Source organism: Halapricum salinum, assembly GCF_004799665.1.
Taxonomy (GTDB): Archaea; Halobacteriota; Halobacteria; order Halobacteriales; family Haloarculaceae; genus Halapricum; species Halapricum salinum.
Window position 1 is genome coordinate 512,322 of the sequence record NZ_CP031310.1, and the last position, 16,393, is coordinate 528,714.

14 protein-coding genes are annotated in these 16,393 nt (G+C 64.6%); 8 read left to right on the plus strand and 6 right to left on the minus strand.

What is annotated here, in order from left to right:
- Positions 1–45 precede the first annotated feature (45 nt).
- A complete protein-coding gene (locus tag DV733_RS02475) occupies positions 46–492 on the minus strand; it encodes a pyridoxamine 5'-phosphate oxidase family protein (RefSeq protein WP_049993611.1) in 447 nt (148 codons plus the stop codon).
- Between the two features lie 105 nt (positions 493–597).
- On the opposite strand from DV733_RS02475, the gene dph5 reads away from it, so the two are divergent.
- The gene (dph5, locus tag DV733_RS02480) at positions 598–1,386 is read left to right on the plus strand and encodes a diphthine synthase (RefSeq protein ID WP_049993612.1); all 789 of its coding nucleotides are present in this window, start codon (positions 598–600) and stop codon (positions 1,384–1,386) included.
- Positions 1,387–1,398: 12 nt separating this feature from the next.
- Here dph5 and artA read toward each other — a convergent pair whose 3' ends face one another.
- A complete protein-coding gene (artA, locus tag DV733_RS02485) occupies positions 1,399–2,385 on the minus strand; it encodes an archaeosortase A (RefSeq protein WP_049993613.1) in 987 nt (328 codons plus the stop codon).
- A gap of 246 nt (positions 2,386–2,631) precedes the next feature.
- On the opposite strand from artA, the gene thrS reads away from it, so the two are divergent.
- Positions 2,632–4,587 carry a threonine--tRNA ligase gene (gene thrS / locus DV733_RS02490; protein WP_049993614.1) on the plus strand — a complete coding sequence of 652 codons (1,956 nt, stop codon included), beginning with the start codon at positions 2,632–2,634 and terminating at the stop codon, positions 4,585–4,587.
- Between the two features lie 57 nt (positions 4,588–4,644).
- Positions 4,645–5,049, plus strand: a complete 405-nt coding sequence (locus DV733_RS02495) for a hypothetical protein (RefSeq protein WP_049993615.1) — start codon at positions 4,645–4,647, stop codon at positions 5,047–5,049.
- 7 nt (positions 5,050–5,056) lie between these two features.
- Here the strand turns inward: DV733_RS02495 and DV733_RS02500 are convergent, their stop codons facing one another.
- Positions 5,057–5,515, minus strand: coding sequence for a hypothetical protein (locus DV733_RS02500; protein WP_049993616.1), 459 nt, complete (start codon positions 5,513–5,515; stop codon positions 5,057–5,059).
- Positions 5,516–5,821: 306 nt separating this feature from the next.
- On the opposite strand from DV733_RS02500, the gene DV733_RS02505 reads away from it, so the two are divergent.
- From DV733_RS02505 to DV733_RS02520, 4 genes are all read left to right on the plus strand, one after another.
- On the plus strand, positions 5,822–7,588 hold the full coding sequence (locus tag DV733_RS02505; protein WP_079979409.1) for an L-lactate permease: 1,767 nt from the start codon (positions 5,822–5,824) through the stop codon (positions 7,586–7,588).
- Positions 7,589–7,630: 42 nt separating this feature from the next.
- Positions 7,631–10,675 carry an FAD-binding and (Fe-S)-binding domain-containing protein gene (locus tag DV733_RS02510; protein ID WP_049993617.1) on the plus strand — a complete coding sequence of 1,015 codons (3,045 nt, stop codon included), beginning with the start codon at positions 7,631–7,633 and terminating at the stop codon, positions 10,673–10,675.
- Positions 10,676–10,835: 160 nt separating this feature from the next.
- Entirely contained in the window at positions 10,836–11,342 is a 507-nt protein-coding gene (locus DV733_RS02515) for an LUD domain-containing protein (RefSeq protein WP_049993618.1), read from the plus strand.
- Complete coding sequence (locus DV733_RS02520) at positions 11,339–13,549, plus strand: LUD domain-containing protein (RefSeq protein WP_049993619.1); 2,211 nt, start codon at positions 11,339–11,341, stop codon at positions 13,547–13,549. Before DV733_RS02515 ends, DV733_RS02520 begins: the two co-directional genes overlap by 4 nt.
- A 114-nt stretch (positions 13,550–13,663) precedes the next feature.
- On the opposite strand, the gene DV733_RS02525 is transcribed toward DV733_RS02520, so the two are convergent.
- Genes DV733_RS02525 through DV733_RS02535 form a run of 3 tightly spaced genes read right to left on the minus strand, consistent with a single transcriptional unit; the run spans position 13,664 to position 16,025 of the window.
- Positions 13,664–14,425, minus strand: coding sequence for a VOC family protein (locus DV733_RS02525; protein WP_049993620.1), 762 nt, complete (start codon positions 14,423–14,425; stop codon positions 13,664–13,666).
- A gap of 44 nt (positions 14,426–14,469) precedes the next feature.
- Entirely contained in the window at positions 14,470–14,913 is a 444-nt protein-coding gene (locus tag DV733_RS02530; RefSeq protein ID WP_049993621.1) for a TIGR04206 family protein, read from the minus strand.
- Positions 14,913–16,025: an OBG GTPase family GTP-binding protein gene (locus DV733_RS02535; protein ID WP_049993622.1), complete on the minus strand. Its 1,113-nt coding sequence runs from the start codon at positions 16,023–16,025 to the stop codon at positions 14,913–14,915. The genes DV733_RS02530 and DV733_RS02535 overlap by 1 nt, the downstream gene beginning before the upstream one ends.
- A 108-nt stretch (positions 16,026–16,133) precedes the next feature.
- On the opposite strand from DV733_RS02535, the gene DV733_RS02540 reads away from it, so the two are divergent.
- Positions 16,134–16,331 (plus strand): VNG_1110C family protein, encoded by a 198-nt coding sequence (locus DV733_RS02540; RefSeq protein WP_079979410.1) that lies wholly within the window; start codon positions 16,134–16,136, stop codon positions 16,329–16,331.
- Positions 16,332–16,393 lie beyond the last annotated feature (62 nt).

Genomic DNA, 16,393 nt, shown 5'->3' on the forward strand with positions numbered 1-16,393 from the left:
TGGCCGGGGGCGGGCGAAAACGTTGGCGTTTGTGCGACGAGCCGGTTAGCCCCTGCCTTCGACGATCCCCTTCAGGCTCTCGGCTCGAAGTCGATAGATGCCGAACTCGATCTCGTCTGTCGGGCGGTCGAAAACTCTGAAGTACGGAATTTCGAGTCGCTGGACGGCTTCGAGGACGGGGTCGTCGAGTCGTTGTTCGGTCTCGACTATTTCGAGGCGACCACTCGCGACGACGCTCTTCCATCGCCCGTCCGCTCTGCCGTGGACGACGAACGAAGCGAGGTCGGTCCGCTCGAGGAACTTCTGTTTCTGGCTCCCGGGCGCGAACCCGAGTCGAAAGTACAACTGCTGGTCGTCGGGCTGGAAGTAAAACGACACCGGCACGGCGTAGGCGTCGTTTCCGTCCGCGAGTGACAGCACACCCGTCTCCTGTGCGGCCAGAAAGTCGGTGATATCGAGCGCGTCCATATCCTCGGCGTTCTGTGGATCCATGTGTGTTAGTTTATGCCAAAGGTAGTTAATCTCGACTCTCCGAGCGACGGGGGAAGATTCGAACGGTTCCGGACCGCTTATTCGATCCCGCGACCCACAACTGGTATGCTCACTTTCGTCGGTCTCGGGCTCTACGACGAGAGCTCGATCACGTTGCAGGGCCGGGAAGCCCTCCAAGAGGCTGATCGCGTCTTCGCCGAACGCTACACCAGTCGACTCGTCGGCGCGTCCTTCGAGGACGTCGAAGCCGCCCACGACGTCGAGATCGAACTCCGGTCGCGCGAGGGCGTCGAGCAACACCCCGAACCGATCCTCGACGCCGCGAGCGAGGGCGACGCCGTCTTCTGCACCGCCGGCGACACCATGATCTCGACGACCCACGTCGACCTTCGACTCCGGGCGCACGAACGGGGGATCGATACCCGGATCGTCCACGGGACGACCGCCGCCGCCGCGGCGAGTTCGCTCACGGGCCTGCAGAACTACCGCTTCGGCAAAGCGACGACGCTGCCCTTCGAAACCTCGCACGGCGGCGAGGGTGTTCCGGGGAGCGTGATCGAGACGATCGAGGCCAACCGCGACCGCGGCCTCCACACGCTCGTCTTTTTGGACATCAAGGTCGACGACGACCGCGAGGACTACATGACCGGTAGCGAGGCCGCCGACCTGCTCGCGAGTGACTGGGACGACGAGGCCCTGGGTGTGGTCGTCGCGCGTGCGGGGAGCCCGGATCCAGTTGTCGCGGCCGACACGCTCGACGCGCTCGCCGAGATGGACTTCGGCGAGCCGTTGCACATGCTCGTGATCCCCGGAGAACTACACTACATCGAGCGGGACGCACTGGTCGAACTGGCCGGCGCGCCCGAGTCCGTGGCGGATTCGCGACTCGTCTGAAACGGTTTGGAACTACTCTTCGACCCCGCCGTCGGCCCGGACGCCGACCCCGAGCGCTTTCTGCAAGTCGTACTCCTTGCGGGTGATTACGTACAGCCCCTCCTCGACGATCGCGAGCACTTCGGGTAACTGCATCACGACGATGTAGGTGATGCCCACGAGGGCAGCCACAGAGAGGAACTGGGCGATAATCCGGTCGGCGACGATATACGAGACTTCCAGGTGTGTCTGGAGGCCGAACGCCGACATCACGGCGTCGGGGAAGACCTGGAGGCGCTGGTAGCCGAAGGTGTAGGCGATGAAGACGTTGCGCGCGATGTTGAGCACCCAGATGATCCCGACGGCTGCGGCCAGCGCCTTCAGTTTCCGTTTCAGTGGGGCACGGACGGCGGCGATGAGCCCGCCGAAGATCGCCATGCTGCCGACGCCGGTGCACGCCATCTTGATCGTGTAGACGATGTTGTAGCCGCCGTTTCGCTCGGGGAACTGGAAGAAGAAAGACTGGTGGTACGACTGTGGCGGTTCGGCCAGCGAGATATCGGCGGGGAAGTTGTTGCCCGCCACGACGCTGAAGTCCGCGCCGATCAGCGAGAGGACGACCGCGGTCTGATCGGTGACGACCGCGATCAGCGGATCGCGCAGGAACGGGACCGTCGACAGCGGGAGATAGATGAGCCACGCGACCGCGACGCCCCGTGAGATCATCAGGAGTCGATCTCGGCCCGTCGCCAGCAGATAGCCCACGTACAGCGACAGCGGAATAGCAGCGACGACGGCGATTCCCTCGGTGATCGACTTCTGATCGAAGACGAACTGGTAGATCGAGGACACCCAGAACAGCGCCAGCACGACCCAGCCGCCGACCAGCAGGTATCGACCCCACTCACGGTCGTACATCTCCACGACCGCGCCCGCGAGGAAGACGAACATGACGAGCCAGGAGAGGACTGCCCACCACTGGTGGGCCCACTCGAAGACGCCTGCGACTCCAGAGAGCATAGCCTGTGCCGTACTTACCCGACGGCAAGTATATGCTTTGCCGTCCGTCCGTGCAGCCACTGCACACGACCGCACTGGGCGCTGAGCGTCTCGTATGTGTGGTACGTCGTCACTCACAAGGTTTATTCGTCCCACCTGCCTCGTTTCGCGTACGATGTACGTCGGTGATCGATTTACACCGCGGTCCGTGTGATCACCGACCGTCAGGTCCGCGATTTTCCGCCTCCTCGGGCGGTGTGATTCATCATGTCTAAATCAGAACAAGAGCGATCCGTGTCGATAGAACTGCCAGACGGCTCCCAACTCGACTTCGACGGTCCCGTCACCGTCGAGGACGTCGCCTACGAGATCGGCCCCGGTCTCGGCGAGGACTGCCGGGCCGGTCGCGTCGACGGCGACCTCGTTCCCCCGGAGTACGAGATCACCGAGGACGCCCGTCTCGAGATCGTCACGCCCGGCAGCGACGACTACATCCACCTGATCCGCCACTCTGCAGCCCACGTCTTCGCCCAGGCCCTCCAGCGCGTCTATCCCGAGGCCGAACTCGCCATCGGCCCCTGGACGGACGACGGTTTCTACTACGACATCTCCGGGGTAGACATCGACGAGGACGATTTCCCGGACATCAAGGCGGAGATGGAGTCGATCATCGATGCAGACTACGACATCGAGCGCGTCCTCCGGGACCGCGAGGAGGCCGCGGAGATCTACGCGGACAACGAGTACAAACAGGATATCCTGGAGACCGAGGCTGCCGGCGAGGACCCCATCTCCTTCTACGTTCAAGACAACTGGCAGGACCTCTGTAAGGGCCCGCACGTCCAGTCGACGGGACAGATCGGCGCGATCGAGCTCTTGCAGATCGCCTCGGCGCACTGGCGCGGCGAGGAGGACAACGAAATGCTCACGCGGGTGTACGGGACGGCCTTCGAGAGCGAGAGCGACCTCGAGGAGTTCCTCGAACAGCGGCGCAAGGCCGAGGAACGCGACCACCGCAAGATCGGCCAGGAACTGAACCTCTTCTCGATCGACGGGACGACGGGACCGGGCCTCCCGCTCTATCATCCCAACGGCAAGACGGTCCTGAACGAACTCTCCGACTACGTCGCGAACCTCAACCGTGACGCGGACTATCGCGAGGTCGAGACGCCCCACGTCTTCCGCACCGAGCTGTGGAAGAAGTCGGGCCACTACGAGAACTACCGCGACGACATGTTCCTGCTGGACGTCAACGACGAGGAGTACGGCCTCAAGCCGATGAACTGCCCCGGCCACGCGACCATCTTCGACCAGCAGCAGTGGTCCTACCGCGATTTGCCTGTGCGCTATTTCGAGGACGGCAAAGTGTATCGCAAGGAACAGCGAGGGGAACTCTCCGGGCTCTCGCGAACGTGGGCGTTCACCATCGACGACGGCCACCTGTTCGTCCGCCCCGATCAGATCGAGGACGAGGTCGAGGCGATCATGGACATCATCCTCGACATCCTCGGGACGTTCAACCTCGACTACAACGTCCAGTTCGCCACCCGGCCCGAGAAATCAGTCGGGAGCGACGAGATCTGGGAGCGCGCCGAGAACCAGCTCGAAGCGGTGCTCGAAGACGCCGACGTCGACTACGACGTCGAGCCCGGCGACGGGGCCTTCTACGGCCCGAAGATCGACTTCGCCTTCGAGGACGCGCTGGGCCGTTCCTGGGACGGCCCGACCGTCCAACTCGACTTCAACATGCCCGAGCGCTTCGATCTCTCCTACGTGGGCGAAGACAACGAGGAACACCGCCCGGTGATGATCCACCGAGCGCTGTACGGCAGCTACGAGCGGTTCTTCATGGTGTTGATGGAGCACTACAACGGCAAGTTCCCGCCGTGGCTCGCCCCAGAGCAGGTGCGGATCCTGCCGATCAGCGACGACCAGATCCCCTACGCCAAGCAGATCCAGAACCGGTATCTTGGCGACTACCGCGTCGAGATCGAGGACCGCTCGTGGACGGTCAAGCGCAAGATCCGGGAAGCCCACGAGGACCGCGTCCCGTACATGCTGATCCTCGGCTCCAACGAGGAGGAAGACGGGACGATCTCCGTGCGCGACCGCAAGGAGCAGGAAGTCAAAGACGTCGATCCCGAGGCTTTCGCTGAACACCTCGACACCGAGGTCGACCAGCGCCGGACGGACGTCACCTTCGTCCAGACCTACGGGAACTGATCGGGTTCGTATCAGCCCGTCGAAACACTTATTTCACGAGTTGTCGAACCCGTATTTGTGAAACGACGCGACCTTCTCGTCGCGACTGGATGCGCCTTCTCGGGAGCCGTCGCAGGCTGCCAGTCCACGACCGCGTCGGATGCCGAAATAACGGCCATCGAACTCGAGAATCACCGCACCGAGGCTGCTCACGAGTTTTCGGTGCGGATCGACCGCGACGAAGAGACGGTATACGAGACCACCCGGCGACTGCGTGCGTCCGGTTCGGACAATTCGACCGCCGTGCTGGATCGTCCCGTCGAGGGTGCAGGCGACTACGAGGTGTTCGTTTCAGCCGGAGCTTTCACTGAGAGTGTACACACCCGCAAGTTGCTCTACGGCGAGCAGACGTGCCTCCACCTCGAGTTCTATCTGGGTGATGGGACGCTCCACTGGGAACGCACGAACCACAACGAGTGCTGACAGGCGATCAATCGTCGGTCGCTGCCGCCTTCTCGGCGTCCAGATCGTCCAGTGCCCACTGGACGACCCGCGCCTGCACGAGCCGTTGCTCGCCGACGGTCTCGTCTCGCTCGTAGGCCGCGATCGCCTCGCGGGCGTCCTCGCGCATTTCGGATTCGAGCGGGCGCTGATCGGGCTCGTCGCGGACGTCGTTGAGCAGCGCCTCGAAGTCCTCCCGGAGGTCGAAACTCGCCCGGGCGGCGTTACACCGCGAGAGCGGACTCACGCCCACGTCGAGGACGAGTTCGGCGACCAGCTCGAAGTCGTCGCCACAGAAGTACAGTGAGACCTCGCCGACGATGTCCTGCCAGGCGATCGGGTCAGCGTGTTTGCACAGCTGGAGGGCACGTGGCGGCAGATCCAGCCGTGCGCTCGTCTCCGGCGACCCGCACAGACAGCAGGGCTTCTCGGTCTTGCCGGTGTACATACCCGCCCTGTGGACCAGATCGACTTGTAGTTGTTCCCGGGCCAAGGTGGCACGTCGAGTGACGAATAGATCCGCGTGGCTACGTGGCTCGGCGTATCTGTGTCGAAAGACGACAGGGACAGACCCACCATAATAGTACCAAATTATGATTAACTATTTGCTATCGTAGCGTAATCTGTGGTGCATGCGAGCTCGACACTGGCAGGATTCGGGTGAGAGTCCGAACGAAACACGGCCGGAGACCGCTGTACTGCACTCACGTTTCGATACAGGTGCCGAACTGGGGAGGGGGAGGGAAGGTGAAACATGGCTTCGATAGTGGAGCTCCTGCTGGCGTTTGCACCGCTGTTCGTCGCGGGGGTACTGCTCGTCGGCTTCCTCTGGCCGGCGACGCGGGCGATGCCGCTGGCCTGGCTGACGGCTGTTCTCGTGGGATATACTGTCTGGGAGATGCCGGTCGACTGGATCGCGGCCGCGTCGATCGGCGGTGCGATCACGGCGCTGACGATCCTCTGGATCGTCTTCGGTGCCCTGTTCCTGCTGTACGTGCTCCAGCAGGTGGGCGCGTTCGACCGCATCAATCGGGGCTTTGCCGCTGTCTCGGACGACCGGCGCGTCCAGATCGTCTTGCTGGCGTTCTTCCTGTCGACGTTCATCGAGGGTGCCGCCGGGTTTGGGACGCCCGCGGCAGTCGTCGCACCGCTGTTGCTCGGGCTCGGGTTCCCCGGGCTGGCAGCCGTCGTCGTCGCCATCATCGGTCACATCATCGCGGTGACCTACGGCGCCGTCGGGACACCGATCATCATCGGCATCAGGAACCCGCTACAGGCCTTCGAGGCGCCGATCAACGGCGGTGGATTCACCGTCGTCGAGTTCGCCGATCAAGTTGCAGCGTGGGCCGCGACGTATCACGCACTGGTGGGCTTCCTGATGCCGCTCATCGCCGTGATGATGGCCGTGTACTTCTTCGGCGAAGAGCGCACGGTTCGTCCGGCGTTCGAAGTCGCGCCGCTGTGCCTGTTCGCAGGCATCGCCTTCGTCGTCCCCTACTGGATCTCTGCGTGGTTTCTCACCGCCGAGTTCCCGTCCCTGATCGGCTCGATGGTCGGCGGTGGGATCACCATCGCCGTCCTCAGAGCGGGCTACCTGCTCCCCGACAGCCACTGGGAGTTCCCCGCTCAGGAGAGCTGGCCCGACCACTGGGTCGGCTCCGTCAAACCCGGCGGCTCGAACGCCCCTACCGACGGTGGCGTCGACCTGGCGGCGGACATGTCGCTGCTGAAAGCGTGGGCTCCCTACGTCCTGCTGGTGGTCCTGCTGGTCGTCACGCGGGCCAGCGACCAGATCAGCGAGGCGATCGGCGACGCGAGCATCGGGGCCACTGTCTCGGACGTGTCGCTGCTGGGGACCGACGTCGGAAACTTCACCCTCGGCATCGTTCTCGGGTGGAGTCAGATCCTCGGGACGGATATCGGAAACAGTATCGCCTGGATGAGCGTACCCGGCTTCTGGCTGGTCGTGAGCGCACTCGCAGCGATCCCGCTGTACCGGATGTCCGGGACGCAGGTCCGGGACGCGCTGGATGAAACGCTGGAGAAACTCGTCTCACCGCTGATCGCGCTCGTGTTCGTCATCGCGATGGTGCAGGTGATGCTGCAGTCGGGCAACCCACCGGGTGCCGAACTCGACGGGATGATCGTCGTCCTCGCTCGCGCGACGGCCGACGTGCTCGGGCCGGCCTACCCATTCGTCGCGGCGTTGATCGGCGCGCTCGGCGCGGCGATGGCGGGATCGAACACCGTCTCGAACATCACCTTCAGCGGGTTCCAGTTCGAGGCGGCGGGCGAAGTCGGTGCGCCGCGACAACTGGTCGTCGGCGCCCAGGCCGTCGGCGGGGCCATCGGGAACCTCGTCGCCATCCACAACCTCGTGGCGGCGCTGGCGACCGTCGGCCTCGTCGGTCAGGAGGGGCGGGTGATGCGACTGAACTTCATCGTCCTGCTGTACTACTCGCTGGCCGTGGGCGTCCTGGCGATGCTGTTCAGCTACGTCCTCTTTCCCACCCTGTTCTAATCGTAACCACTGTTTATATTTCAGCAGACCAACCAGACTACAATGTCAAGACATAACACGCCACAATCGAGCACCGATCCGGCGAGTGACCCACACGCCGACTACGACTACCGCAACGACGACACCAACCGGCCCGAGGTCGTCGCCGCGCTCGAACCACGAATCGACGGGGACGTCCGGTTCGACACCTACACACGGGAACTGTACGCGACCGACGCCAGCGCGTACGAGCAACTCCCGATCGGCGTCGTGTCCCCAGTTTCGACGGCCGACGTCGCGACAGTCGTGCGGTACTGTGCCGACAAGGAGATCCCAGTCTTGCCCCGCGGTGGCGGCACCAGCCTCGCGGGACAGGCCGTCAACGAGGCTGTCGTGCTGGATTTCAAGCGCCACATGGACGAGTTCGTCTCGTTCGACCCCGACGAGGAGACCGCGCGTGCCCAACCGGGGATCACCATCGCGCGTCTCAACGACCGCCTGTCGGGACACGGACTGAAGTTCGCACCGGATCCCGCCTGGGGCGACAAGTCCGTCCTCGGCGGTGCGATCGGGAACAACACCACGGGCGCACACTCGCTGAAATACGGCAAGACAGACGCCTACGTCGAGGAGTGTGAGGCCGTCCTCGCGGACGGAACGGTCACCACCTTCGGCTGGGTCGACGTCGCGGACCTCCACGACCGGGCCGACCGCGTCGCCGAGATGGCCGATCCCGGCCTGGAGGACCGCGTCTACGCGGAAGTCTCGCGGATCCTCCGCGAGGAGACCGACGAGATCGAGGCCCGCTATCCCGACCTCAAGCGCAACGTCTCGGGATACAACCTCGATCACCTCCTCGAGAACGCTCGCGAACACGACGCGGTCAACCTCGGACGGTTGCTGGCCGGCAGCGAGGGGACCCTGGCCATCGTCACGGAGGCCGAGGTCTCCCTGGAGCCCATTCCCGACTCGAAGGCCGTGGTCCTGCTGACCTACGACGGCGTCATCCCGGCGATGCGGGACGTCGCGCCGATCCTCGAACACGACCCCTCGGCGGTCGAGGTCATGGACGACGTCATGCTGGACCTGGCCCGGAACACCGGGGAGTTCGCCGACCTCGTGGCGACGCTCCCCGAGGGGACCGACTCGACGCTCCTGGTCGAGTTCTACGCCGACTCGATGGACGAGGCGCGCCGGAAGATCGCGGACCTGCTGGCCGACCGGCTCCCCGGCTACGAAGCCGCCGTCGAACCGAGCGAGAGCCACCTCGAAACGAGCGCGGACACCCACGCGATCGACGCCCTCGAAGCGTACGACCCCGACCGCCAGGCGAAGTTCTGGAAGATGCGCAAGTCCGGACTCCCGATCTTGCTCTCCCGGACCGGTGACGACAAACACTGGCCGTTCGTCGAGGACACGGCCGTCCCGCCCGAGCACCTCCCGGAGTACGTCGCCGACCTGCAGGACCTGTTCGACTCCCACGACACGTTCGCGGCCTACTACGCCCACGCGGGGCCCGGCGTCCTTCACATCCGGCCACTGCTGAACCTCAAAGCCGCCGACGGCATCGAGACGATGGAGGCCATCTCCGAGGCGGTGACCGACCGCGTGATCGAGTACGGCGGCTCGGTCTCGGGGGAACACGGCGACGGCCGCGCCCGCACGAAGTACAACCGGAAACTGTACGGCGAGGACCTCTGGCAGACCTTCCGGGAGCTGAAGACGGCCTTCGATCCCGACTGGCTGCTCAATCCCGGCAACGTCTGTGGCGACCACGACCCGAGCCAGCGGCTCCGGTACGACGCAGGCTACGAGTTCGAATCGGATTTCGACCCCGTGCTGAACTGGGACAACGACAACGGCTTCCAGGGCATGGTCGAACTGTGTCACGGCTGTGCCGGATGCACGGGCCATCAGGACACGACCGGCGGCGTGATGTGCCCGACCTACCGGGCCGCAGACGAGGAGATCACCAGCACGCGGGGGCGGGCGAACATGCTCCGACAGGCCATGAGCGGCGACCTCCCCGCGGACGTCTTCGACGAGGAGTTCGTCTCGGAAGTGATGGACCTCTGTATCGGCTGCAAGGGCTGTCGCAACGACTGTCCCAGCGGCGTCGACATGGCCAAACTCAAAGCGGAGGTCGGCCACGAGTACCACCAGCGCGAGGGTCTCTCCCTACGCGACCGCCTGTTCGCCAACGTCGAGACCGTCCTCAAACTCGGCAGTACCTTCGCGCCGCTGTCGAACTGGGCGATGGCCCTCCCCGGATCGGGCTGGATCGCCGAGAAGACCGTCGGTATCGCCCGCGACCGGACGCTCCCGTCGTTCCACCGCCGGACCTTCCGTGACCGGGTCGACGCCCGCGACGGACCGGCAGTCACCGAGGCGGCTGCCGAACGGAAGGCGTTGCTGCTGGCCGACCCCTACACCGACTACAGCCACCCCGACGTCGGCGAGGCTGCGCTGGACGTCCTCGAAGCCGCCGGCGTCCACGTCCAGGTCTCCGACGACGTCACCGACAGCGGGCGCCCGGCCTTCTCGAAGAGTATGCTCGATCACGCCCGCGAGACCGCCGAGGCAAACGTCGCAGCGCTGGCTCCGCGAGTACGCGACGGCTGGGACGTCGTGGCTGTCGAGCCCAGCGACGCCGTGATGTACCAGCTCGACTACCTGGATCTGTTGTCGGGTACGGAGGTCGAAGCCGTCGCCGAGAACGTCTACGGGCTCTGTGAGTACCTCGACGTTCACGGCCTCGACGACGACATCGCGTTCGACGCGCCCCCAGAATCGATCGCCTATCACGGCCACTGCCAGCAGAAAGCGACCCGGAAGGACCACCACGCCGTCGGCGTCCTCCGGCGGGCGGGCTACGAGGTCGACGCCATCGACTCGGGATGCTGTGGGATGGCCGGGAGTTTCGGCTACGAGGTCGAACACCGCTCGATGAGCGCGGCCATCGGCTCGATCCTCTTCGAGCAACTGGACGACTCTTCGGCGACCCAACCGGTCGCGCCGGGAGCGTCCTGCCGGTCGCAACTCGAAGACTACGAGGAGACGCAGGGCGAACCCCCACATCCGGTCGAGATGCTCGCCGCCGCGCTGTAGTGGCTCGTGAGGTCGCCTCTCCCGTCGCCCCTCAGTGGCGACAAACGAGCGGCCCCAAAGAGATAACAGCGCACGCACCTCATGCTAGGACGTTTCAGAACAGGGGGACAGGTCGGCGAGGGTCCGCGTCGGCCTGCCGGAAAACAGGGCCCAGATACAGATGACGACACGATCCGACACCTACGATCGGTTCGCCGACAAGGCGGCCGCATACGACGTCGAACTGACGCGCACGGAAGTCGAATCGCTCCCGGAGACGATCTCGGACATGCTCGAAACGCCCGCGGTCGGAGCGCCGTTGCCGTGGGACGGGTGCTCGCTTCCAGAGAGCGTCACGACCGACCCGACGCCAGCACAGTTGAACGCGGCCGTCTCCGGCGTCACGGCCGCCTCGCTGGCCGTCGCCGACTACGGGAGTCTCGTCCTGGAGGCGACACCGGGCGGTGCCGAACCGGCGAGTCTCTTCGTCGACGAGCACGTGGCCGTGCTCCGCGAGCAGGACATCGTCCCCGACATGGCAGCAGCCTTCAAGTGGTTCGGTGATCGATTCCGCGAGACGCGCGGCTCGGCGATCATCGCCACCGGCCCGTCGGCGACGGCCGACATGGGCGCCCTCGTGAAGGGCGCACACGGCCCGAAGACGGTCCACGTGGTGGTAATTCCATGAGCACCGACTCACGGGCAGCCAAGGCCGCTCGGATCAGGGAATTGCTCGACACCGAGGGCGAAGCCGTCGCAACGAACACCCGCGGATTCAATCAGGGCCGCTACGACTCGGTCGCCCGCCTGGAGGATTACGAGGGACTCAAAGACGAGGCGCGGGCGATCAAAGAGGACGCCATCGAACGCCTTCCCGAACTCCTCGACGAACTCACCGAGACTATCGAGGAGAACGGTGGCACAGTATACGTCGCCGAGGACGCGGCCGACGCGAACGAGTACATCGCCGACGTCTGTGCCGACGCCGAAGCCGACCGCGTGGTCAAGAGCAAGTCGATGACGAGCGAGGAGATCGAGGTCAACGACCACCTGCATTCGCGAGACGTCGACGTCGTCGAGACCGACCTCGGCGAGTGGGTCCTCCAGCTCGCCGACGAGGCACCGAGCCACATCGTCGCGCCGGCGATCCACAAGTCCCGACAGGGCATCGCCGAGTTGTTCGAAGAGCGTTTCGATCCCGACGAGCCACTGGAGACCGCCGAGGAACTGACGATGTTCGCCCGCGAGAAACTGGGCGAGCGCATCGAGGGGGCCGACGTGGGGATGACGGGCGCGAACTTCCTGACTGCTGACACGGGGACGATGGCACTCGTGACGAGCGAGGGCAACGCCCGCAAGAGCGTTACCGTCCCGGACACGCACGTCGCGGTCGCCGGCGTCGAGAAGATCGTCCCGAGCGTCGAGGACCTCCGGCCGTTCGTCGAGTTGATCGGCCGCTCGGGGACCGGCCAGGACATCACCAGCTACGTCTCGCTGTTCACGCCGCCGATCGACTCGCCCACAGTGGACTTCGACGATCCCGACACGCCCATCACCGACGGGGAGATCGATCGGGAGTTCCACCTCGTGTTGATCGACAACGGCCGGCTGGCGATGCGCGAGGACCCCGACCTGAAGGAGACGCTGTACTGCATTCGGTGTTCGGCCTGCTCGAACACCTGCGCGAACTTCCAGTCGGTCGGTGGCCACGCCTTCGGTGGGGAGACCTACTCCGGCGGCATCGCGACGGGCTGGGAAGCAGGGATCGAGGGGCTGGACACCGCCGCCGAGTTCAACGACCTCTGTACCGGCTGCTCGCGGTGTGTAGAGGCCTGCCCAGTGAAGATCGACATCCCGTGGATCAACACCGTCGTCCGCAATCGGATCAACGAGGGTGGCAACGGCGGTCGCTTCGACTTCCTCGTCAATGGCCTGTCGCCGGACGCCGAGGACGACGCCAGCCCCACGCTCCAGAAGCGGGTGTTCGGCAACTTCGAGACGCTGGCGAAACTCGGGAGCGCGACCGCACCGCTGTCGAACTGGATGGCCCACTCCCGGCCCGTGGGCTGGCTGCTCGAACGGACGCTGGGCGTCGACCACCGTCGCGAGTTCCCGGCGTTCCGTCGCCAGACCCTCGTGAAGTGGGCACGCGACCGTGACGGAACTGCCCCCACCGACCCGGAGCGCCGCGTCGTCCTCTACCCGGACGTCTACACCAACTACATGCTCGTCGAGCGCGGGAAAGCCGCAGTCAGAGCCCTCGAAGCGCTCGGTGTCGCCGTCGAGGTCCCGTCGGTCCCCGGATCGGGACGGCCACCGCTCTCCCAGGGGATGATCGACACTGCCCGCGCCAAGGCCGAGGGCGTCGCGGAGGCACTTGACCCCTACCTCGAAGACGGAGACGATATCGTCGTGATCGAGCCGAGCGACCTCGCGATGTTCACGGGCGACTACGAGCGCCTGCTACCGGCCGAGGACTACGAGCCACTCGCGGCCAACAGCTACGAACTCATCGAGTACGTCTACGGCCTGCTGGAGAACGGCGCGAGCCCGGAGACGCTCTCGGTGGCAGACAGCTCCGAAACTGTGGCCTACCACAGCCACTGCCAGCAGCGAACGATGTCCCTGGAGGCCCACACGGTCGCGGTGCTGACCGAGTGTGGCTACGACGTGACCACCAGCGACGTCGAGTGTTGCGGGATGGCCGGCAGCTTCGGCTACAAGAGCCAGTACTACGATCTCTCGATGGACGTCGGCGAGAACCTTGCGGGCCAGCTGCGCGAGGCGGACGCCGATCACGTGTTGGCCAGCGGGACCTCCTGTACCGACCAGATCGGCGACCTGCTGGCGAGCGAGCCTCGGCACCCAATCGAGTTGCTCGATCCCGCGCGCTGAGCCGCCTCGCTTTCAGGACCGGTGAAACGCGCCTACGGCGCGTATGCTCGTGTCTCGCGGGTCGCTTCGCTCCCCGCTCGAACCTGGAGATTCATCGCTTCGCTCAGAATCTCCCTACCGCCGCACGACCTCGATCTCGTGGCCGTCAGGGTCCTTGGTGAACGCGTAGTTGTAGTCACAGGACTCGGGGTCGCGGTAGTCCTCGGCGTGGCGGTCCATCAGCATCTCCCAGTACTCCTCCAGATCCGACTCGTCGGCGCGAACTGCGACGTGGCCCCACGCGTCGCCCATATCGTACTCCCGCCCGTCGTAATTGTAGGTCAGTTCGAGGCTCATCGCTTCCTCGGGAGCGTCTTCGGGCTTCATGAAGTACAGCGCAAAACTGCTGTGCTCGGAGCGGCGGAACATCTCGTAGTCCAGCTTGCGGGTGTACCAGCCGATCGATTCGTCGACGTCTTCGACGCGGATCATCGTGTGGTCGATGCTGTACTTCGCGCCGTGGTCACGTTCGACGAGTTCGATCTCGTGGCCGCTCGGGCTCTTGACGAAGGCGTAGGAGCCGCCACAGGAGTCGGGATCGCGGTAGTCCTCGACGCCCTGGTCCATCAGGTCCTCGTAGGCCTCGTAGACGTCCTCACAGCGCACGGCGATGTGACCCCACGAGTCGCCGAAGTCGTACGAACGGCCGTCGTGGTTGTAGGTCAGTTCGAGCACTGCGCCGTCCTCGTGCATGTCCTCGGGGCCGAGGAAGGCGAGGGTGAACGAGGAGTGTTCGCTCTTGCGCTTGAGTTCCCAGTCCAGATGCTCGGTGTACCAGTCGATCGACTCTTCCAGATCTTCGACGCGGACCATCGTGTGGTCGAGAATGCCGTCCATACCTGAGTGGAGGGTCGGCGCGTCGAAAAACGTTCGGAAACCAGCTATCGAGTATCGAAGAACGCACCCTTGAGATGGGGCCAGTAGACCCACCACACCAGCGTCAGCGTCGTGATCGTCGCGACCGGGATCGCGGTTCGTCTCGGAAGGGATCCCCACCCCAGCGCGAACTGCAACTGCGTCAGCCCGACCAGCGCGAGTAGTCCAGCGGTGACGCGGCGGTCCTCGCGGTCGACCAGGCCGAGCGCGGCCGACCCCAGCGCGAGCAGCCAGAGTCCCACGCCGAGGGGCCACGCGTAGACGTACTGAGGAAGGCCCTGCGTGTAGATGAACAGGTAGTCGTAGATCGTCACGACGCGAGTCGGTGTCTCGACGTTGAGAAATCCGAACGGAAAGTACAGCGTCGTCACAGTTGAGGTCTGGATCAGCGACCACGGCAGTATCCCCACCATCAGGACCAGCAGCAGTCGCTGGCGAGCCGAAGCCATCACCGACTCACGACGATCCGGAGCACGTCCTCGTCGGCTAGTTCGTGGTCGCGTCCGACCTGCTGGTCGTCGTGTTTGGCGCTGTCGCCGGAGACGCGTGCGAACCTGAATCGCTCGTCGAAGCTGCCGCCGAGTTTCTTGCAGGCGTCGCCGACGGTGTCGCCCTCGAACAGCATCAGCGGTTCCTCGTAGTCGACGCCGCGGCCGGGCTTGTCCATGTAGATCCGCATCAGCCCGAGTTCGTCGTAGATTCGCTCTTTGAGCACGTCCAGGCCCTTCTCCTTCACGGCGCTGATGAAGATGGCGTCGTCGGGATCGATCCCGTGCTCGCGGAGGTCCTCGTCGACGGTGGGCTTGTAGTCGGGCTCGATGAGGTCGGCCTTGTTGACGGTGACGATCGAGGGGAGGTACTCGCGGTTGTCCATGAACCCGTCGATGAGGCGGTCGAGATCGACCTGCTCGCCGACGGTCACGTCGGCGTTGACGTAGCCGTGCTCGCGAAGCACGCTCTTGACTGTCTCCTCGTCGAGATCGAGATCGACCGAGGAATTGACGCTGATGCCGTCTTTGTGCTTCTTCCGGATAGAGACGTTCGGGGGCTTCGTATCGAGGCGGACCTTGTTCTTGTAGAGTTCCTCGCGCAGGCGGGCGTACTGCTCGATCTCGAACACCGAGAGGACGAACACGACGAGGTCTGCGGTGCGGACGACCGAGAGGACTTCTTTCCCGCCGCCGCGGCCACCCGCGGCGCCCTCGATCAGGCCGGGGACGTCCAGCATCTGGATGTTCGCGCCCTTGTACTTGAGCATCCCCGGATTGACGTTCAGGGTGGTGAACTCGTACTCGCCGGTCTCGCTGTCGGCGTTGGTCATCGCGTTGATCAGCGTGGACTTGCCGACGCTGGGAAAGCCCACCAGCGCGACGGTCGCGTCACCGTGTTTCTCGACGGCGTAGCCGGGGCCGCCGCCGGAGCCGGACTGGCGCTTCTCGAACTCGTCTTTCTTCTCGGCGAGTTTGGCCTTGAGTCGGCCGATATGGGCCTCTGTCGACTTGTTGTAGGGCGTCTCGGCTATCTCCTCCTCGATCGCCTCGATCTCCTCTTTGAGCCCCATTAGGGGGTACTCCGCTATCGTCGGTCAAAAGGGCTTTCGTCCACGGTCGTCACCCGAATCTGGGGGACTTCGACACACATATACGCAACGGCAAGGAGATTCGAAATAATGGATGCGGCCTCGCTTCGGGACAGTACGCAGATCCTCCTGCCAGCCGAGGCACTGGAGGGGATTCGCGGCGATCTCGACGAGCAGTTCACGCTGACGATCCGTCAGGAGGACGAGCAAGTCCGCATCATCGGCAGCCCAGTTGAGATCAAAGACGCCAGCGACTTTCTCACCCGCAACGGGATCGCCGTCGCGTAGACGCCTGCGAGCGGTCGCTGTGACCTGTTCTCACACACGTGGCCCTGAAAAGCAATTCTTAA